The sequence below is a fragment of the Paenibacillus melissococcoides genome (genome assembly GCA_944800085.1).
Taxonomy (GTDB): Bacteria; Bacillota; Bacilli; order Paenibacillales; family Paenibacillaceae; genus Paenibacillus_B; species Paenibacillus_B melissococcoides.
Map to the genome: position 1 here is coordinate 128,312 of CALYLO010000013.1, position 21,981 is coordinate 150,292.

Consider the following 21,981-nt stretch of genomic DNA (forward strand, 5'->3'; position numbering starts at 1 on the left):
GGGAGATGGCAGATAACAGATAGCAGATAGAGCTTGCTGAGAGCCGTTCCTGCGCATGGTGTCACCGCAGGGGAGGAAGATATCGCCGCTACTGGAGTTTTGGCCGAAAGACCGCTATACTATGTAAGGCATCTTCGATGTCTGGCCTTGTTGGGTAGCAGGCAGAATTGAAGAATTCAGGTTGGGGGTCAACGTGATGACGACAATCAAGCAACATAACGATAGACAAGCCGTAGATGTCGTGAAGGCTGCGATGCAGGAAGCGGGCATGGCGCCCCGGAATCTGCGGCGTGAAGATATTGAACTGCTGGCGCCTGCGGGCGACTGGGATTGCATGCGGGCGGCGGTGGCGAATGGGGCGGACGCTATCTTTTTCGGCGTGGAGAAGTTCAATGCGCGGGCGCGCGCGAACAATTTCCAGATGGACGAGCTGCCGGAGATTATGTCGTTTTTGCATAGCTATGGCGTGAAGGGGTTTTTGACGTTCAATATTCTTGTATTTGAAAATGAGCTGGCGGATGCGAAGGAGCTGATTGATGCTTGCATTGCGGCCGGGGTCGACGCGGTCATCGTGCAGGATCTCGGCTTGGTGAAGCTGATTCGCGAGATTTCGCCGGATTTCCCGATTCACGGCTCGACGCAGATGACGATTACGTCGCCGGAGGCGGCTTCGTTCACGAAGCCGTACGGGCTGGAGCGGGTCGTGCTTGGGCGCGAGAACAACCTCAAGCAGATCCGGAAGATCGGGGCCGAGGCGCAGCTTCCGATGGAGGTGTTCGTGCACGGCGCTTTGTGCGTGTCCTATTCGGGACAATGCCTTACCTCGGAAATGTGGGGCGGGCGCTCCGCCAACCGCGGGGAATGCGCGCAGGCGTGCCGTCTGCCGTATGACATGATGGTCGACGGCGAGCATCAGCCGATGGGCGATGTGACGTATTTGCTCTCGCCGAAGGATCTGGCGGCGCTGGATCTCGTGCCGGAGCTGATTGAAGCGGGCGTGACATCGTTCAAAATCGAGGGCCGCATGAAGCAGCCGGAATATGTGGCGAATGTGGTCGGCAAGTACCGGAAGGCGATCGATGATTATTTCGATGGCCGCTGGACGGGACCGACGAAGGAAGAGGTGCGCGAGCTGCAGCAGAGCTTCTCGCGCGGCTTCACGCACGGCTTCCTGAAGGGGACGAACAACAAGCAGCTCGTGGACGGCACGTTCCCGAAGAGCCGCGGCGTCTATCTCGGCCGCGTCGAGCAGGTGCTGCGCGACGGGGTCGTGTGCAAGCTGGAGGCGCCGCTGAAGCGCGGCGACGGGATTGGCTTTGACGCGGGCGACCCGACGAAGAAGGAGGAGGGCGGCCGCGTGTACGACCTGCGCCGCAAAGGCGTCAAGTTGGACGGCGAGGCGCAGGAGGGCTGGCAGGTCGACATCGTGCCGGGACGCCACGATGTCGACCTGCGGCGGGTGAAGGTCGGCGACCGGATTTGGAAGACGAGCGACCCGGCCTTGGACAAGCGCATGCGGGCCACGTTCGAGACGGAGAAGCCGTATCGCGTGTTCCCCGTGCATGTGCGCGTGGAAGGCCGCGCCGGCGAGCCGCTCCGCACCTGGTGGACCGACGTGCCGAAGGGCACGACGGTCCAGGTAGATTCGGAGCTGGCGCTGGAAGCGGCCCGGAAGCGCCCGATGGATCAGGCGCTTCTGGAGGAGCAGTTCGGCCGCCTTGGCGGAACGGTGTATCAGCTCGAGCGGCTGGACGCCGCCCTGGAAGGCGACGTTATCGTGCCGATGCGAGAGCTAAATTCGGTCCGCCGCCGGGCGGTGGAACTGCTCGCGGGCGAGCGGCCGAAGCCGCCGGTATACGAGCACCGCGACGTAGACGTCTACGGCGGCGCGGTGCGGGAGCACACGGCGGTGCAGCCGGGCACGGCGCGGCTGACGGCGCTGTGCCGCTCGCTCGCGCAAGTGGAGGCGGCCGTGAACACGGAGGCGGAACTCATCTACGCCGATTTCGAGTTCATCAAGCAGTTCCCGGCCGCCATCGAGGCGTGCCGCGCTGCCGGCAAGCCGATCGCGCTCGTCACGCCGCGCATCCATATGCCCGGCGAAAATGGCTACCACCGGAACATCCTAAAGCTGAAGCCGGACGCGGTGCTTGTCCGCAATACCGGCGCGCTGCAGTTCTACATGCAGGCGAAGGCAGAAGCCTCCGAGCGGGGCGAAGCCTTCCCACGGCTTATCGGCGACTTCTCGCTGAACGTCGCTAACCACAAAACGGTGGAATTGTTCGCCGCCTCGGGTCTGGATTGCATTACGCCGTCCTATGACCTGAACATTCAGCAAATGATCGATATGCTTCGGCATACGGACACCTCTTTGCTCGAAATCGTAATTCATCAGCATTTGCCGATGTTCCATACCGAACACTGCGTTTATTGTACCTTCCTTAGCGAAGGAACGGATTACACGAACTGCGGCCGCCCGTGCGAGGAGCACCGCGTCTCCCTGCGCGACCGCATCGGCATGTCCCACCCGGTCCGCGTGGACGAAGGCTGCCGCAACACGGTCTACAACGCCATTGAGCAGTCCGGAGCCGAGTACATTACCCACTTCCTGGACTTGGGCGTAGGCAGCTACCGCGTCGAATTCCTGGAAGAGACGCCGGAACAGGTTCATCAAGTTATCGACCTGTACGGCCGCGCTCTCCGTTCGGAGATCAGCGGTACCGAAGTATGGCGCACGTTGAAGGCGACGAACCAGCTCGGCGTGACGCGCGGGCAGTTGGTGAAGTAAAATAAATGCTTAGAGCAGGAACCTTTGCATTACGTGGGTTCCTGCTTTTTTGTTAAGAAGGAAGGTTTTACTCTCCACCTATAGCTGCTTATGAAGCGAGTCTACCGTTTTTGCGATATAATAGGCGTAGCCAATATAAGAAACCGGTGTTTCGAATAGAAATGAAGTAGAGAGGGGAAATTTCGTGAAGGTCAGAAAAGCGATTATTCCGGCTGCGGGACTTGGAACCCGATTCCTCCCGGCGACGAAAGCAATGCCGAAAGAAATGCTTCCTATCGTAGACAAACCAACCATTCAATATATCGTCGAAGAAGCAGTCGCATCGGGAATTGAGGATATTATTATCGTTACGGGAAAAGGCAAGCGTGCGATCGAGGATCATTTTGATAGCATTTTCGAATTGGAGTATATGCTTCGTGAACGAGACAAACTTGCCCTTCTGGAAGAAGTTCAAAAACCGTCCGAACTGGCAGATATCCATTACATAAGACAAAGGGAGCCACGCGGCTTGGGCCATGCCATTTGGTGCGCCCGCAAATTCATAGGCAATGAACCGTTCGCCGTGTTGCTGGGGGATGATATCGTCGAAGCCAATACGCCGTGTCTGAGGCAAATGCTTGACGTGTACGATGCACATGAAGCGCCCATAGTCGGTGTCCAGCCTGTTCCGTGGGAAGAGGTATCCCGCTATGGCGTCGTAGCAGGCGATCAAATAAACGAACGGCTGCTTCGTGCCAAACAACTCGTCGAAAAACCTGCTCGCCAACAAGCCCCTTCGAACTGGGCCATCATGGGACGTTATATCCTAACACCGCGTATCTTTGAACTGCTGGAGCAGCAGAAAGAGGGAGTAAACGGCGAAATACAACTTACCGACGCCATAGCCGAGCTAAGCCAGGAGAAGGAAGTGCTGGCTTATCACTTTGAAGGGGAGCGGCATGATGTCGGAGAGAAGCTGGGCTTTATTAAAACAACCCTTCACTATGCCCTACAACGGCCTGAATTGCGAGATGAGCTTATGAATTATTTAACGGATATTATAGAGGAGCCAAGCCACTATACTTGTCAGCAATCAAAGTAGAAAACGGCCCATTACGGGCCGTTTTCTATTTATTACTGTTTTAAAAATCGCATTTCAGCAACTTGTTCAATTCGCTCTTTTTCTTCTGGATCCACACTGAGCAACTTATCATACCATACCTGATCAACTTGGCCATTCTGGATAGTCGCTCCGACATACCAGCGGGCTAGCTCCCGATTAGTCGCATTTGACAGGTCCTCATTTAGATAAGGCTTCATTGCTTCCGCCCCCTGCCCAGGTTCGCCTTTCATAATGTAGGCCCGGCCAGCATTCATGGCCATCGTGCTCGTTACCCTGAACTCTCGCCCCTGAAGCTGTCCTTCCGGTAAAGTTTTGAGATGTTCCACACCTTGTTCGACATGGCGCAATGCTGAAATAATCTCATCCATGTATTCATTTTTCTTTTCTGGGGATTCGTTATAAACGATCATCCCTTGGCGCAAGGTAGCATCCATGTACTTGTCGTACCATTCCATATCCCACGGGAAGCGCTCAGCATTTTCAGAGTAGACTTTATAGAGTTCCGAATCCATTCCTTTTTGCTTATAAAGCTCTATCAATCGTAACAGCAATAATCGGTTTCCTGGTTGTTTTTCCAGCGCCTGTCGTAACGTATGCTCGGCTTCAGCAAAAAAGTCTTCGTCTCCTTGCTGTGCGTATACTTGTTGGAACAAGGCAGCTTTAAACTCAGCATATTCAGGCACGGTTCCCCTTATTTTTAGAGCCTTACTTAATGAATCCATTGTTTGATTAAAATTACTCGTTTCATTCAGGACCGCTCTCGCTTTCGCATAAGAGCTGGAAGCTTGAATAAATAATAGAGAAGTGATGAACATTATCACTCCAGCGACTCCGAGAATACTTGCCGCAGCCGCTTTGAATGTACTTGGCTTTATTTTCTTAAGTGGCTCCGTTGAAATTGATGCCGCCATCCCTCCCAAGCTAATAAAGACGATAATCCCGATATAAACATAGCTCATGTTAAAATCCATCACGCTATGTACCAAAATGCTTGTCGCTAAAATGAAATACATGAAATAGCTATTCCGCTTCGTCTCTTCCGCGTTCCGGAACGATTGTACGTACTTCCAGTAAACGATTCCGAGAAAGGCAATTAATATAATGAAGCCGAGAAATCCGGTCTCAACAAGATACTGCATGTAGTAGCTGTGAGCTTGGGCTGATTCATACGGGTTGTTTTGGTACTTTTCATACAACGCGCTCCAAGCGCCGCCGCCCGCACCGAAGACAGGATAGTCTGCCGCCAGCTTCATCGAGTCTATGTAGAACGTAATCCGCTCAAGCACGCTGTGCTGCTGGAAGTTGATTGAACTGAGACGTGAAGAGATGCTTTCCGGCAGCAAATTTTTGAGTCCGGTTCCTAGCAAAAAGAACAACAGCGCTCCAGCAATGATGGTTCCCCCTACAGGGAGGAGAGCATTGGCCCACTTCTTCATTGAGAAGTTTTCCAGTTTATTTTCCAACCATGGCGCAAGGAATCGTTGTACAATCCAACATAAGAAGGCGGATACAGCCGACGCTCCAAAAATATAAAGCCATCCCTTGAAGGAGGAACTGCCTGTTCCGTTCTGATGTACTTGAATGCCGATATCGGTTACGGTATTCAAAATAACAAATGTCGCCGCACCGCTGATTGCCAGATGGACAATCCATAGAATCTGCCGTGCCGGCTTCACAAATAATAGAACTACCACAAACACAACTGGCAATAACACCAGACCGCTACGAGAGAGGGTTAATAAAATTGATAGAATAATTGGTACCAACATAAAACCGTGTACCGCATGACTAACGGCCTTACGGCTTGTCGTTAAGTAAAACACGGCTACAAACAAGAATGCCATCAAATAAGCAGCATACGTGTTCGGGTACTGGAACACCGAGGCAAGACGCGGTCCATTCGCATCTACCCAAATTGCTTGTTGGTATAATCCGTCCGGATTGAGCCTAGAAAACCACCCGATCAATGCCGCAGCGAGTTTTCCATTTCCTAGCCAGTTCATCAACCCAAACCAGACGATGATATAGGCGGAACCTGTTAACGTAGTCTGGATGATGCGATTGATCTTCTCTTCGCCTGTTGTTAGTTTAGTAAAAGCGAAGAAAACGGCATAGGTTAACATAATAAAAATCGCATTAACCGCCAAATAACTGGAAGCTGCGAAAAATGCCGAAACTCCGTAGGTTAAAGGCAGTAGAAATACAAAGAGAGTAAGCACGTCAGACTGGTCATAATTTCTTTTTTTCAATTGAAGCAGGATTCCTATTGTCAAAAATGCTAGAATAGAAGATATGAGAATAGACCAGTAAATTGGATTTTCAAAGTATGTGTCTTGTGCGTTGAATAGTCCGAATTGGAATGGGGACCAGATTAGGAATAAAGTCATCGTACTCAATAATAGCCAGACATAAATCGAAGTGTTATTATTTCTTTTAGACGGCTTATGAGTATTGTAGCCATATTTAGACAAAGTTTACTTTCTCCTTTTCTTATAAATTCGATAATAATTTTACCATAGTCAGAATGCCACATCCAATTGTTTACGCACAACAGAAGTAATATACTCATCAATTTTCGAATAACTGTATGAACTACGGAGGATAAAAAAATGAAAATTTTTGTTACAGGCGGTGCAGGGTTTATTGGCTCGAATATTGTAGATTTATTGATTGAACACAACCATGAAGTATATATAATAGATAATCTTTCAACCGGAAAACGTGAAAATCTTCACCCTGATGCAGTTTTTTACCATATGGACTTGGATTCTATTCAAGTAGAAGAAGTTTTCAAAAGAATTAAACCTGATATTGTTATCCATCATGCAGCACAAATAGATGTACAAAATTCAATAAAGTCTCCCTCGCTTGATGCTGAAATTAATATTATCTCAACGATAAAAACATTAGATTTATGTGTAAAGTATAGGGTCAAAAAAATAATATATGCTTCTTCAGCTGCTGTATACGGCACACCACAAAATTCAATTGTTGATGAGAAACATAACATATCTCCGGTTTCTTTCTATGGGATTTCCAAACTGACACCAGAGTATTATCTTAATGTGTATTCGAGCTTATACAATTTAAAATATACCATACTACGGTACTCGAATGTATACGGAATTAGACAGGATCCTAAAGGGGAAGGTGGAGTAGTTTCGATCTTCTTGAATAAACTGATTAATCAACAGCCACTAGTAATATATGGTGATGGAGAACAAACGAGAGATTTTGTTTATGTGAAGGATGTTGCATTTGCAAATCTGGCTGCTTTATCTCAAGGTGATAATGAGACTTTCAATATCAGCACTAATACCTCAGTAACTATTAATCAACTATTTAACATGATGGCAAGGGAATTCTCAGGAGTCGAAACCCCTTTACATGAAAGAGAAAGGGCTGGTGACATAAGACACAGTTGTTTAGATAATAGTAAAGCAAAGGATGGACTCGGATGGCATCCTCTATATAGCTTAGAGCAAGGGCTAAATGAAACGATTCATTTTTATACAAGAGGAGATAAAACATGTTTGTTAGCGCAAAATTAAAGAAATACAGGGATGAGTTCAAGTTAATCTATGAGTTATCTAAAAACGACTTTAAAGTAAGGTATGCGGGCTCTTCCCTTGGGATTTTGTGGGGGTTTATTCAACCGCTTATGACAATATTAGTATACTGGTTTGTCTTTGAGGTCGGGTTTAGATCTGGGCAAAGACCAGATGGAACACCCTTTATTCTTTGGTTAACCTGTGGAATAATTCCGTGGTTTTTCTTTGCCGAGAGTTGGGTTACGTCTTCAAACAGTTTTCTAGAGTACAGCTATCTTGTTAAGAAAGTTTCATTCCGAATTGGCATATTACCATTAGTAAAGATACTCTCTGCTTTTTATATACATTTATTTTTTATATGTTTTCTAGTAATTGTTCTTTACGTATATGGTTTTTATCCGGCATTATCGTACTTACAAGTTTTTTATTATCTATTTTGTACAAGCTACTTATTATTAGGCTTAGGGTTGGTCTTTTCATCGTTAGTTGTATTTTTAAAGGACTTTATGCAAATATTAGGAATCGCTGTCCAAATAGGTTTCTGGTTAATTCCGATAGTATGGTCACCAGAAATATTACCTGATAAGTTTGCAAAGATTTTTAAACTAAATCCGCTCTATTATATTGTTGAGGGGTACCGGGATACATTTATTAATCATGTGTGGTTTTGGCATCGGTATAATCAAACATTTTATTTTTGGATCTTGTCTTCCATCATTCTAATTATTGGAATTGCTTTGTTTAGAAAACTAAAACCTCACTTTGCGGATGTGTTGTAAAATTATCAGGAGGATAATATGGAGAATTATGTGATATATTTGAAAAATATTTTTAAAAAATATAAATTATACCACAACCCAGTCGATAGATTAAAGGAATCAATGAGTATTACCGGAAAGTTATATCATAAGGAGTTTTATGCACTCAAAGATGTTTCGTTGTCAGTGAACAAAGGTGAAACGTTGGGCATTATAGGTAAAAACGGGTCAGGGAAATCTACTTTGTTGAAAATAATAACAGGTGTCCTTACTCAGACATCGGGGGAAAGGACGGTACATGGCCAAATTTCTGCATTATTAGAGCTAGGTACAGGGTTTAACCCGGAATATACAGGCATGGAGAATATTTATTTGAATGGAACAATGCGTGGGTTGTCAAGAGAAGTCATGCAAACAAAAATTGCTGATATAATTGAGTTTGCTGATATTGGGGATTTTATACATCAACCTGTCAAAACTTATTCTAGTGGTATGTTTGCAAGATTGGCGTTTTCCGTAATGATTAATTTTAAACCTGAAATATTAATTGTAGATGAAGCTCTATCCGTGGGAGATGTATTTTTTCAACAGAAATGTAATAGGTTTATGAAAGAAGAAATGAGGGATGTCACCAAGCTACTGGTAACTCACGATTTGAGCTCCATTGCAAATATGGCGGATCGGGTAATTGTCCTCTCAGAGGGTGAAGTGGTCTTTGAAGGAGAACCATTAAAAGGCATAGAGTACTATACCAAAATACTGCATACTGAAACTTTCTCAAGCAAAAAGAAAGTTGAACAGAAGGAAGAACGTTCAAAAACGGATATGTTACTTTCTGGTGAATGGGTAAGAACAGATGAAGAGTCCTTAGGTGGCGCACAAGAAATAATAATAGAAGCCGTACAATTTAAAATAGATGATGAAGAGTATAAAGGATTTGTTACTAAAGGAAACAAACTACAAGTCGAACTTTTAATTTCTTCTCGGAAATCGACAGATGAAATGATAGTAGGTTATTTAGTTAATGATAAATTTGGAAATTCGATTTTCGGTGAAAACTCGTATAGTTCTAACCTTTCTGTACCAATTGTAGAAGAGAACAAGTCGTATGTAGTTGCAATTGAGATTCCTTGGCCAGAAATTCAGGAAAACGATTATTTTATAACCTTTGGAATTGGAGAAGGTTTTCATGAAATGCAGCATGTTATTCAATGTTGGGCCCATAACGTCATACAAGTCAAAAATATTACTTTAGGGTCTGTTCACGCATTATTCAATAATAAAATTGAAAAAATAAGTATGAAAGAAGTCTAAGGAGAGGTTGTCCTTGAATCAATGGGTAATAAGTGAACCGAAATTTGAATCTGATGTGATAAATGCAAAATTGAGGGTTGCTCCTTGGGAAGGACATCGGAGATTTGCCTACGATTTCATGCGTTATTTGAATCCAGGGAGTGTAGTGGAACTCGGTACTCACTATGGATGTTCCTTCTTTACTTTCTGTCAAGCTGTGAAAGACTTCGATTTAACAACCAAATTATATGCCATCGACACCTGGGAAGGGGACGAACAGGCAGGTTTTTACGGCGAGGACGTATATGTTACGGTCACTTCTACTGTAGAAAATATCTTTCCAAATATAGATATAACCTTGTTGCGTAAAACATTCGATGAGGCGTTAAATGACTTCGAAGATAACTCTATAGAAGTAATTCATATTGATGGATTGCATACATTTGAGGCAGTGTCTCATGATTTTGAGACATGGTTACCCAAGTTGAAAGAGGATGGAGTAATCATGTTTCATGACGTATTTAGCCCTCTTGGTTACGGATCTAATCAATTCTGGAACGATATAAAAAATAATTATCCTTCGTATGAGTTCAAACATAGTTGGGGACTTGGGCTTTTATTTCCGAAAGGGGCTAAAGTGCATGAAGGGTTATTGGACGAAAATATAAATGACAAGATTTTATATTATACGTACAGATCATTATATGAATTTGAAGTGATAAAAACACAAGACCTTCAAACAATGGTATTTGAACGAGATAAAGCTATTGCAAGTAATGAAAAACTAATAAAAGAAAAAGATGAAATTATTAGACAGAATGATATCCTGATTCAGGAACGAGATAAGGCTATTGCAAGTAATGAGAAACTAATAAAAGAAAAAGATGAAATTATAAGACAGAATGATGTCATGATTCAGGAACGAGATAAGGCTGTTGCAAGTAATGAGAAACTAATAAAAGAAAAAGATGAAATTATAAGACAGAATGATATTATGATTCAGGAACGGGATATTGCATTGGCATCATCTAAAGAAATGATAGAATCAAGAGACGAAGCATTATTAACATCAAAAATGATGATTGATGATAGAGATAGCGCGTTGGAAGCAACTGAAAAAATGATTCAAGAACGTGATACAATAATTACAACATTGGAAAAACAACTAGCCACTGCAAAAAATAATATATCCATACTAGAGAAAAAGGTAAAAGAACAAAATGATGGTTTAATAGCAACAAAGAATGAACTAATTCAAAAACAAGAGTTAATCGACTACTACCAGAGCAAAAAAATTATCTTAAATTTCAGAAAAAAATAATTTGAGGAGAACTTAATGAAGGATTTACTTCAATATATTCAGGAGCAGAAAAAGAAAATCGTTCTTTTTGATATATTTGACACGATTTTATTAAGAAGTGTAGAGCCGGAGTATACGAAGAAAATATGGGCGAAACGTTTTAGTATACAACTCGGAGATCACATACCATATGATCGTTTATATATGATCCGAAATGAAATAGAGATGGAGATATGTCAAATTAATGCTGATAATGGGGATGATCAAGAGTTTCATTTTGATGATTTTATAAAGGTTCTTTACCAGAAATTATTAGACAATAATTTAATTACTAGTAATTATGAATACTCAACTTTTGCAAGAGAATGTAAAGAAACGGAATTAGAAGTTGAAAAGGCGGTTCAGTTTGTCGATAAAGAATGGATTGAGGTTGTATCTGAATTGAAAAGGAAAGGGATACGCGTCGTGTGTGTATCCGATTTTTATTTAAGTAAAAGCATGTTGAGGGATTTGTTTGATTACCATAATATTAGTTCCTATGTGGACGATATATTTGTATCAAGTGAATTTAAACGTACTAAAAGAACGGGTAGATTATTTGACGTTGTAATAAATGAATTAAAGCTAGTTAAAACAGATATTATTATGGTTGGCGATAATAAACACTCTGATTTTAATATGCCCAAACATAAGGGGATCGATGCGTATTTATTAGATAGAGAGGAACAAAGGCATTTTTATGAGAAGTTTAAACGGACTTATGAGAATGATATATCATACTTTCAAGGGATCCGTTCTATAGCGGAAAGTATGAGAAAAACCCAAAAACAGTGCTTTCACGAGATAACCTTCTCATTATACTTATATATTGAACTCCTGCATAAACAACTTATAATGCAGAAGGCTAAAAATGTATTTTTCTTAGCCAGAGAAGGAGAGTTTCTTTTAAAACTATTTAATGAATATCAAAAGAAACAAGGCTATATTGATATACAACATATCCGTCCCCATTATATAAAAGTATCCCGTAAATCAACTTTTTTGCCTTCGTTAAAAAAAATTGATGAAGAAAAGTTTGATATATTGTTTCGTCAATATCGGAATATATCAATTAGAGACTTTTTAGCTAGTATTAACTTTGATCAAGAAGAGATAGAAAGAATAACGTTGAGACTAAACATAGATTCAGATCATAAAGAAAGAGATTTGCCTACTAGTGAGGCATTTAATATGCTACTGTGCGACTCTGAGTTCAGAAATGTCTATGAAGACAAGCGCTCTAAACAAAAAGACCTATTCCTGAAGTACTTAATGCAATACGGTGTTAAGTTCGAAAATGAAGGTGTTCATCTTGTTGATGTGGGGTGGAAAGGTACAATTCAAGATAACATTTATCGGATTTTAGGCGAGAAAGTTCTAGTTGCTGGATACTATTTGGGATTGATTAGCACTGGAGACATGAAAGATAACAACAAAAAGCAAGGGATTTTGTTCTCATCCATTCCATATAAATCACCATTTTATGATGTTCATAATGAAAACAGAGCATTGTATGAAGTGATTTTAGGCGCTTCACATGGAAGTGCAAATCAATATATCGAAAAAAATGGAGTAGTGGATGTGGAAACGATTCAGACAGATAAAGAAAAGCAATTATTCGAACAAATAATATCACCACTTCAAGATGACATTTATCAATATTTCTGTAAGCTTTGCGAGTTGTTTTGCAAAAAAAGCATTAAAGTCGAAAAGTTTGCGTCGGATTTTGCAAAGATACATGCAAGGATGGTTTTTTTTCCGACGAACAAGGAAATCAACTTCTTTAATGGACTCTACCACTACGAGAATTTCGGGGTTTTTGAATATAGTACATTTAAAATCCAAAATAAATTTAATTTAGGTAGAACACTTCGCAATTCACTAGCTATGTTGAGGAACCCTCGAGCGATCCTTAATAAAGGTTTCTGGGCCCCAATAACGTTAAAAAATGAAGGATTGGGTTATCTTGTGAAATTGTATGGTTGGTACAAGTATAACCGTTCTTTTTCTAAGAAATATCAAAGCCATAAGGATGCTATGACATCAAGAAATTCATCTATTCAAGTAGAGCAACTCAATCAATTAAAGGTAACCATACAAGAACAAAAAGATGCTATCCAGAAAATGACCCGAATGATTGATGATCGTGATGAAGCGATAAAAAGTATGACAAAAATGATTGATGACCGTGATGAGGCAATAAAGAGTATGACAAAAATGATTGATGACCGTGATGAAGTTATTCGCCAACTATCGCTCCAATTAGAGTCGAATAAAAATAAATGAGATCTGAGGTATGAGAATGAAATGGGCAATGCTATTGGGTTCCCCTGATATTAGCGGGGGAACTTACGTTATTTTTGAACATGCAATCCGTGCAAAACGAAGAGGCATAGATGTAACACTTGTGACAGAAGAACCTGTAGATATGGAGAGGCTTCACTGGCATCCCGAAGCTACAGAATTAAGCTGGAGGACATATAGTGAAGCAAGTGAAGATTTGTTTGATATTTGTATCGCAACTTGGTGGAGAACAGTATATGAGCTGCATCGGGTACAAGCAAAAACGTATGCATATTTTGTGCAATCAATCGAATCCAGATTTTATAGCGAATCAGAAAAGCCACTAAGACAACTTGTAGAGTCTACGTATGCCTTACCCTTACACATTATAACAGAAGCAAAGTGGATTAAAGATTATTTAAAAGAACATTTTAATAAGGAAGCTTATCTCGTGTTGAACGGCATCAGGAAGGATATTTATTTCGAAGATGGAGAAAAACACGCTGATCGGAAAAAAGATAAGCTGCGAGTGTTAGTTGAGGGGCCAATTGATGTAGATTTTAAAAATGTTCCCAAAACCATTGAATTATGTAAACAGTCAAATGCTGATGAGATTTGGTTGTTGACATCTAGTCCCATAACTTCCTACCCTGGGGTAGATAGAGTATTCTCAAGAGTACCAATATTTAAGACGCCGGAAATATACAGATCATGTGACGTGATTATTAAATTAAGTTATGTTGAGGGGATGTTCGGCCCGCCGTTAGAGATGTTTCATTGTGGAGGGACATCTATTACATATGACGTAACCGGTCATGATGAATATATCGTTGATGGGCAGAATGGCATTGTCATAGCTTGTGATAATGATACAGAAGTAGTAAAGAGTATCAATGAATTAAAAGAAGATAGAATTTACTTAAATCAGTTGCTAACGAATGCGAAGAAAACTGCATCAGAGTGGCCGAGTTGGGAAGAATCGTCGAGTCAATTCCAAACAGCCATAATAAACATTATAAATAATGATAGGCATATCAGCAATATTGAAGTGAAAAATTATAGTAATTTTATGTTTGGGTGGTATATAATAGCAGAAAATTATAAAAATGATAAAAGCAGAAGAGTATCATCAACTATGCTCCCTAAAATAAAGTCCATTCTTAAAAGAAGAAGTCCAAGATTATTTGATTTATTGAGAAAAACTAAGTTTTATCTTATTACTAAAAAACATAAATAACTTATAGGGGTATTGTAGAAATGAACTACAAAAAGTATGCAGGATATATTTTTGTTACTTATTAACTTTATTTATCGCTCATCATTTTTTCCCTAATATCGAAAGAAACCGCTTAATTGGATTTGTTTTATACTGTTGTTCGGAACTTTATTTGGTCTGTTAGTAATAAGAATATAATCAAACTTAGTTACAATAATAGCGAGCACGCTAAAAAATACAAAATAGTGTGCATCATTTAGTACAATATTTGTTTTGATGTTACCATATAATAATTCACAATTTGTAACACTTAGTATTAATTCACTAACTGATGAAAACAGCCAGTCCAATGGAGTTGAAGCATGGATAAAAGAGTTGGCGGTTGATGGTAAAGTCATTGATTTAAAAACGTTACAATATGAAGGTCAATAGGAAGTTATCCATGGAAGTACTGTGAGCCATGATGGAAGCAAAGCAGTAGCCACATGGGAAGGATTAGTGAAAAGAGCTTTGAAATCAAGTTAGGGAATCATCCGTACTCCGGGTTAGCTGAAGTCAAGATAAATGACAATATAGAGAGGGTAGATTTATATTCACCCGAAGACAAAATAAAAACAATTACACACCATAATCAAAGAGTTGAGTCCGTATAATTGTGTAAAATAGCTTCTTCCAATAAATGAAGAGAGCCATGTTCAAACCCCTCAAGTAGAATGTAGTTGCTGGCACAACAAACTAATGAGGTGGATTTGAAAATGGCTCAATATCAGATTAACGTAGATTCGAATATTTTGCAGCAATTATTTATTAGAGATCGTAAAGATGCGGGTGTAGCCAAGCTGCTGGAATCCGTATTGAATCAAGTCTTACAAGCGCAGGTGACCGAACAGTTGGATGCAGAACGTTATGAGCGAGCAGAGGAGCGCAAGGGATATCGGAATGGGACATACCCGCTTAAGCTCACAACACGTGTAGGCACGCTTACGCTTCATATTCCACGTATCCGGGATGGCAAGTTCTCTACGAATTTATTTGCCCGATACCAACGAAGCGAGCAAGCTTTTGTATTAGCCTTAATGGAGATGGTTGTCAATGGTGTCTCTACTCGCAAGGTGTCGCAGATTACCGAGGAACTGTGTGGCGCCGAATTCTCAAAGTCTACGGTGAGCGAGTTATGTAAGAAGCTTGATCCCATCGTACAAGCTTGGAGCCATCGTCCACTTGGTGACAGCCCATTTCCATTTGTGCTAGTAGACGCCATGTACTTGAAGGTACGTGAAGACGGTCGTGTACGCTCTCGTGGACTGTTGATCGCAACAGGAGTCAATACCGACGGAACACGAGAAGTGCTTGGGCACATGCTCGGCGATTCGGAATCGGAAGAGACGTGGGGGGCCTTCTTCCAGGAACTGAAGCAGCGTGGGTTACGGGGCGTGGATTACATCGTTTCTGACCAGCATGGCGGGCTTGTGCGTGCGATCCGTCAGCATTTTCAGGGGGTTACATGGCAGCGATGCCAGACGCACTTTATTCGTAATGTGCTGGACGCAACACCGAAAAGTCTCAAGGAAGATGTGCACCGTGCCATCCGAGGCATTTTAGATGCTCCGGACTTGGAGACAGCTCGGCTATTGCTGGATAAAACGTTAGAGACATACAGTGAGAAAGCGGAGCGAGCGATGCGTATACTGGAGCAAGGTTTCGACGATGCTACGGCGGTAATGTCGATTCCAGAGAAGTACCGAAAACGTCTGCGTACGACAAACAGCCAAGAGCGTTTAAACGAGGAAGAACGGCGTCGTGAGCGTGTGATTCGTATCTTTCCAAACCGCGATTCTGCATACCGATTACTTGGTGCTTTGCTAATGGAGATAGATGAAAAGTGGAGCAATGGCCGAAAGTATCTGGATATGACGGATTATTTGGAATGGCGCAAAACACATGCTAAGACTTCTTCCAAGGTTGTACGGTTAAGCTAGAGCAACGAATTTTGCTTGAGGGAATTTACACATAATTTTGGACTTGACCGGTATTAAAAATAGAAGATCGAAATAATTAGGGCTTGCTGAACAATCATTTTTCTAAGGTTTTACAAGGATTTCTGGACTCTAACTCGAAATAAAATGCAAGGAAAATGCGAATTTCTTGCAAAAAATCGTACACGTGGAGTGAACCAACATGTATCGTAGAACCGAAAGCCAGCTTCAGTTGTTCGAAGATTTCTACTTGCCGTTTGGCGGTAAATTAAATAAGGAGAACCGTTGGGTTCAACTGGCCGCTATCATCCCGTGGTGGCGGGCAGAAGAACTCTACGCGAAGTCGTTCAAGAAATCAATGCGCGGCCAGATCCCCTTGTCTGTTCGTATGGCTTTGGGAGCGCTGTACATTCAGGAACGTATGCAGCTCGATGATCGAGAGACGGTCCAGCAGATCACCGAAAATCCGTACTACCAGTACTTCCTTGGGCTGCCGGCGTTCCAAGATAAGCCTCCGTTTCATCACTCGCTGTTGACCCATTTCCGCAAGCGATTGGGTGCGGATGTCATTGAACGAATCAACGATTGGATTTTGGAAGAGGACGCAGAGCGAAAGAAGCAGGAACAAAACAAGAGCGATCCTCAAGATCCTCCAGGCAGCGGCCATGGCTCTGATGGAACATCCGTTAATGAAGACGGCAAAAGCAAAGAGAAACCATGCAACAAAGGCACCTTGATGCTCGACGCGACCTGCGCACCGGCCGACATCTCGTATCCGACCGATTTGAAATTATTGAACGAGGCGCGGGAAAAACTCGAAGCGATCATCGATGTTCTGCACGAGCCTTTCGTCGGGAAGGCCAAGAAACCGAGAACGTATCGTCAAACCGCCCGCAAACGCTACCTCGAGATCGCCAAGAAACGGCGAACGGGTGCCAAATCCATCCGGAAAGCGGTTGGCAAACAGCTTCGTTATGTTTCGCGTAATCTTCGCATCATCGAAATGCTGGCAGCGAAAAGCAGCTTGAATCAACTGGGTTCGCAGCAGTATCGGCAAGTGCGAGCTGTATCGTCAACAGCAAGAGATGTACGACAAACGGACACACTCGGTGGAAGATCGAATCGTCAGTCTTTCCCAACCGCATGTACGGCCGATTGTCCGCGGGAAAGTGAATGCTCCCGTCGAGTTTGGAGCAAAGCTGGCGATCAGTCTGGTGGATGGTTACGCTCGGATGGAGAAGCTGTCCTGGGATAACTTCAACGAAAGCATGACACTGAAAGCTTCCGTGGAGTCGTTCGTCCAGCGATATGGGTGTTATCCGGAAGCCATTCTAGCCGACCAAATCTACCGAAACCGGGAGAACCTTCGCTATTGTAAGGAGCACGGCATCCGTCTGAGTGGTCCAAACTTAGGACGTCCGAAGAAAGAAGCGGAACCCGATCGGAACCAGGCCAGACAGGATGCTTCAATGCGTAACGCAATCGAAGGAAAATTCGGAGAAGGCAAACGCTCCTACGGACTGGGGCGTATTCGAGCACGCCTTCGAGAGACAAGCGAAACGGTCATTGCCCTGCAACTGCTTGTTATGAATCTCGAACGCAAGCTGCGCGTTCTCTTTTTGCCGATTTTCAGACTGCTGCTGAATCTGTGCCGTCAGCCTCTGTGGGCCTAAAGGCAATATGTGTGCGACTTGTTTTGCTATAACTGAATAACTTCAGGAAAAGCAAGGACTTTATAAAGAAAAGTCTAACTTTCTATCCGAGAACAGGAATGAGGAATCCATGTTTTCCAAAACTGTTCCGTTGAGACTCCTACATGCGTCTTGTTCGGCAGGGCATGAGGTATGAAGCTAGGTGAAGTCGGCAGAAGGAAGCTGGAGCCACCAATCAAGGAAGGTATGCTTACTGATATGCCGGACGGCTGAAAAATTGCCTATGGTGAGAATGTTCAAAGGGGAACTGACGAAACTCCGAATGTAAGAATCTAAATGCCTACCTCATGGAAACATGTTGACCAATGAATGTTGGGGCAAGTGGCGTAAAGTACAATTACATGTTAGGAAATACGCTATACCGAACAATGGCGGTATCAAGCTTGCAGGTTCAAAGGAGTCACCTAAGGGCAGTATGCATAGCTAGGATAGAAGGAACAAGGAAAGCAAGGGACGTTGCAACAATGGACTGCCGTCCAAGACGGTTGCTATAAGGTTACACCGAAATGCATTTACCCTTGTGAGAGTAGGGGCACGACCAATGAAACTTCCGTAATAGAAGTGGAGGAACAGCCCTGAGTCTTGTTACTTGACAACAACTTTCCAAAAGTGAACTGTATCGGTCGGGTATGAATGTGGGGACAATCTCTGCAAGGGGGTTGCCACAATACAGGCTCTGCGTTATTGGGATTACTATAATCTAACAGATACCTTTACAGACTTACACGAGCAGGCCAAGCAAGGAAAAACATTCAAACGTCTCTATGAACTAATCACATCAAGAGAAAATATCCTTCTTGCTTACCGTACAATCAAGTCAAATAAGGGATCTAAAACAGCAGGAACAGATGGCAAAACAATCGAGAATCTTAAAACAATGACAGACAGCGATCTTGTGAACCTTGTTAAAACAAAACTTAAGAATTACCAACCTAAAAAGGTTAGACGGGTCTTTATTCCAAAACCTAATGGGAGAAAGAGACCACTGGGAATTCCATGCATTCTAGATCGGCTAATACAGCAGTGCTTTAAGCAAGTACTTGAACCAATCGCCGAGGCGCACTTTTATAAACATAGTTATGGGTTCAGACCATTGCGCTCCACCCATAATGCATTGGCTAGAGTTCAATTTTTGATTAATAACGGGGGACTTCACTTTATCGTAGACATCGATATCAAAGGATTCTTCGATAACATTAATCATTCAACCTTGCTAAAGCAGATATGGAATCTTGGAATACACGATCGTAAGGTTTTACGGATTATCAGTCGAATGCTAAAAGCTGTAATAGAAGGTGAAGGTACTCCTGTAAAAGGAACCCCACAAGGAGGAATTTTATCCCCTTTACTTTCTAACATTGCACTGCACGATCTTGATACTTGGGTAGCTGGACAATGGGAGAATTTCCAAACAAAACATGCATATACGAAGAGGAATAAATATAATGCTCTTAAGAAGTCAAAGCTTAAAGAAGGATTCATCGTCAGATACGCCGATGACTTCAAAATCCTCTGTCGTGATTGGAAAACGGCCCAAAAATGGTTCCATGCCGTAAAACTTTATTTGAAAGATCGCCTTAAGTTGGACATTTCCCCTGAGAAATCAAAAATTCTGAATTTGAGGAAACAGAAATCTGAATTTCTCGGCTTTACAATTAAAGCTACAATGAAGGGGAAAAAGGCAGTTGCACATACCGGTGTGATTGAGAAGAAAAAACAACAGATTAAGATACAATATAAGAAACTTATTCAACATATTCAACAATCACCCTCAGCCGGTAATGTGCACAAATTCAATAGTTTTGTTCTCGGGATTCACAATTACTTTAGGAAAGCAACGCATGTGTTCATTGAGTTCTCACGACTTGCCTATGACCTGAAAAAGTTCACTTATAATCGTTTGAAACGGGCTGGTAAATACGAACATCCTGATAATCCACCTCCGACATATAGGAAGTTTTACTCAACCAGTTATCGCACGTTCAAGGTGGATGGAGTCTACTTATACCCGATAGTAGATGTAACTACCTCTAACAATCTGAACTTCAGTCAAGAGATAACTCCATTTACTGTCGAGGGGCGGAAGAGGATTACTAGAAAACTGGTTGGATTTGTACAATCAGAAATCATTATATTAATGAAATCAGACAATCCTCAACGCAGTGCAGAATACTTGGATAATCGGATTAGTAGGTACAGTATGGTCATGGGAAAATGCGAGATCACAGGTATATTCCTTTATGCAGACGATGTGCACTGTCATCATTATCTTCCAACTTACCTTGGTGGAGATGACAGCTACAATAACCTGAGGATCCTTCATCAAGATGTCCATACACTTATTCATGCCACAAACCAGGAAACGATTATGAAACTCATAAACATGCTTGGCCTAACAGGCAGCATGATTAAAAAGGTAAACCAATACCGCAAAATGAGTAACTTGGGCACTGTTGTTTAATTCAAGTAGCAAGATGGAACGCCGTGTGCGGTGAAAGTCGCATGCACGGTGTGGAGGTGGGGAAAAGGTGGCGAGCTATTCAAAGCCTTACCTATACCTATTCAGCAAGCCCTAATTATGAAAGCCTGAGCAAATATATTCTAAAAGATATAATAAGTCAATTTAGTGATAAATAAGGGGTTGGAATTGGGATGAAAGGTATAATTTTAGCAGGTGGGACTGGTTCCCGCCTGTTTCCTTTAACCACAGTGACTAATAAGCATTTATTGCCGGTAGGGAAATACCCAATGATTTTTCATTCCATAAGTAAGCTTAAACAAGCTGAAATTGCTGATATCCTTATAGTTACAGGTAAGGAACATATGGGAGAGGTAGTTAACCTCCTTGGTAGTGGCAGTGAAATGGGGGTTTCCTTTACTTATAAAGTTCAAGACCAAGCAGGCGGAATTGCGCAAGCACTTGGTTTGGCTGACCAATTTGTAGGTAATGATCAAATGGTAGTTATATTAGGTGATAATGTATTCGAAGACGACATTTCCATTTATGTAAAAAAATTTCTAAAACAAAAGCAAGGAGCCAAAATTCTTATTCAACAGGTACATGATCCAAATCGTTATGGTGTGGCAGAACTCCAAGGAGAACATATTGTTTCTATTGAGGAAAAGCCACAAAAACCAAAGAGCAACTATGCAGTAACTGGAATTTATATGTTTGACCATACTGTCTTTGATATTATCAAAACTTTAAAGCCGTCCGGTCGCGGAGAACTTGAAATTACAGACGTGAATAATGCGTATATAAAACGAAAAGAGTTAACATTTGATATCCTTCAAGGCTGGTGGACAGATGCAGGCACGCATGCGTCGCTTGCAAGAGCGAATGAACTTGCCAAAGACATTACGCTTGGCGAAGAGTTTGGTAAACTGAGGCTGTGAGGAGTGATATGATTTGAAAGTGGAAGCTTTGTCACTTAAGGATGTATATATTATCGAACCGGTGCTCCATGGAGATCACCGGGGTTTTTTTATGGAAAGTTATAATGAAGATAGGCTTAAGGAACAAGGGATATCTTATAATTTCATTCAGGACAACCATTCCCTATCTGCTGAAGCTGGAGTAATAAGAGGGCTTCACTACCAACTTCATCCTAAGGCTCAATCAAAGCTTGTGAGAGTAATTTCCGGAGCAATTTATGATGTCATTCTCGATATTCGCAAAAATTCCCCCACATTTGGGCAGTGGGTAGGGGTAATTTTAAGTGAATATAATCACCGCCAGCTTTTGGTACCTAAAGGGTTTGCCCATGGTTTTTGCACGTTGGTCCCTAATACTCAAGTATTTTATAAAGTGGATGAGTATTACTCTCCAGAGCATGATCGAGGTATTCTGTGGAATGATCCGGACCTGAGGATTGATTGGCCAACATCACATCCCATTCTTTCTGACAAGGATAAGGTGCACCCTGTCCTCAAAGAGGCAGAATTCAATTTTGAATAGGAGAA

At 42.5% G+C, this 21,981-nt stretch carries 13 protein-coding genes and 1 pseudogene; 13 read left to right on the forward strand and 1 reads right to left on the reverse strand.

Translation table 11 applies throughout. From position 1 onward, the window contains the following. The first annotated feature begins 268 nt into the window (after window positions 1-268). Window positions 269-2,788, forward strand: coding sequence for a U32 family peptidase (locus OCY70_RS30795; protein ID WP_261945318.1), 2,520 nt, complete (start codon window positions 269-271; stop codon window positions 2,786-2,788). Window positions 2,789-2,972: 184 nt separating this feature from the next. Further along, complete coding sequence (galU, locus tag OCY70_RS30800; RefSeq protein WP_213429430.1) at window positions 2,973-3,869, forward strand: UTP--glucose-1-phosphate uridylyltransferase GalU; 897 nt, start codon at window positions 2,973-2,975, stop codon at window positions 3,867-3,869. Window positions 3,870-3,901: 32 nt separating this feature from the next. On the opposite strand, the gene OCY70_RS30805 is transcribed toward galU, so the two are convergent. Beyond that, on the reverse strand, window positions 3,902-6,361 hold the full coding sequence (locus tag OCY70_RS30805) for an O-antigen ligase family protein (protein ID WP_213429431.1): 2,460 nt from the start codon (window positions 6,359-6,361) through the stop codon (window positions 3,902-3,904). 138 nt (window positions 6,362-6,499) lie between these two features. Here OCY70_RS30805 and OCY70_RS30810 point away from each other — a divergent pair, with 138 nt between their 5' ends. The 11 genes and pseudogenes from OCY70_RS30810 to rfbC all read left to right on the forward strand — a co-directional run bounded on the left by OCY70_RS30810 (window position 6,500) and on the right by rfbC (window position 21,976). Beyond that, window positions 6,500-7,441, forward strand: a complete 942-nt coding sequence (locus OCY70_RS30810; RefSeq protein ID WP_213429432.1) for an NAD-dependent epimerase/dehydratase family protein — start codon at window positions 6,500-6,502, stop codon at window positions 7,439-7,441. Beyond that, on the forward strand, window positions 7,420-8,220 hold the full coding sequence (locus tag OCY70_RS30815; protein WP_213429433.1) for an ABC transporter permease: 801 nt from the start codon (window positions 7,420-7,422) through the stop codon (window positions 8,218-8,220). Before OCY70_RS30810 ends, OCY70_RS30815 begins: the two co-directional genes overlap by 22 nt. Window positions 8,221-8,238: 18 nt before the next feature. Further along, window positions 8,239-9,513, forward strand: coding sequence for an ABC transporter ATP-binding protein (locus OCY70_RS30820; protein WP_213429434.1), 1,275 nt, complete (start codon window positions 8,239-8,241; stop codon window positions 9,511-9,513). Between the two features lie 13 nt (window positions 9,514-9,526). Continuing rightward, window positions 9,527-10,813 carry a class I SAM-dependent methyltransferase gene (locus OCY70_RS30825; protein ID WP_213429435.1) on the forward strand — a complete coding sequence of 429 codons (1,287 nt, stop codon included), beginning with the start codon at window positions 9,527-9,529 and terminating at the stop codon, window positions 10,811-10,813. A gap of 15 nt (window positions 10,814-10,828) precedes the next feature. Then, window positions 10,829-13,117 carry an HAD-IA family hydrolase gene (locus OCY70_RS30830; protein WP_213429436.1) on the forward strand — a complete coding sequence of 763 codons (2,289 nt, stop codon included), beginning with the start codon at window positions 10,829-10,831 and terminating at the stop codon, window positions 13,115-13,117. Between the two features lie 10 nt (window positions 13,118-13,127). Then, the gene (locus OCY70_RS30835; RefSeq protein WP_213429437.1) at window positions 13,128-14,351 is read left to right on the forward strand and encodes a glycosyltransferase; all 1,224 of its coding nucleotides are present in this window, start codon (window positions 13,128-13,130) and stop codon (window positions 14,349-14,351) included. 734 nt (window positions 14,352-15,085) lie between these two features. After that, complete coding sequence (locus tag OCY70_RS30840) at window positions 15,086-16,309, forward strand: IS256 family transposase (protein ID WP_261945299.1); 1,224 nt, start codon at window positions 15,086-15,088, stop codon at window positions 16,307-16,309. Window positions 16,310-16,508: 199 nt separating this feature from the next. Next, a pseudogene (locus tag OCY70_RS30845) lies at window positions 16,509-17,979 on the forward strand (IS5 family transposase). Window positions 17,980-18,685: 706 nt separating this feature from the next. Beyond that, complete coding sequence (gene ltrA / locus OCY70_RS30850; RefSeq protein ID WP_213431462.1) at window positions 18,686-20,479, forward strand: group II intron reverse transcriptase/maturase; 1,794 nt, start codon at window positions 18,686-18,688, stop codon at window positions 20,477-20,479. 191 nt (window positions 20,480-20,670) lie between these two features. Further along, on the forward strand, window positions 20,671-21,414 hold the full coding sequence (locus OCY70_RS30855) for a sugar phosphate nucleotidyltransferase (RefSeq protein WP_213430355.1): 744 nt from the start codon (window positions 20,671-20,673) through the stop codon (window positions 21,412-21,414). A gap of 13 nt (window positions 21,415-21,427) precedes the next feature. Further along, window positions 21,428-21,976 carry a dTDP-4-dehydrorhamnose 3,5-epimerase gene (gene rfbC / locus OCY70_RS30860; RefSeq protein ID WP_213430354.1) on the forward strand — a complete coding sequence of 183 codons (549 nt, stop codon included), beginning with the start codon at window positions 21,428-21,430 and terminating at the stop codon, window positions 21,974-21,976. Window positions 21,977-21,981 lie beyond the last annotated feature (5 nt).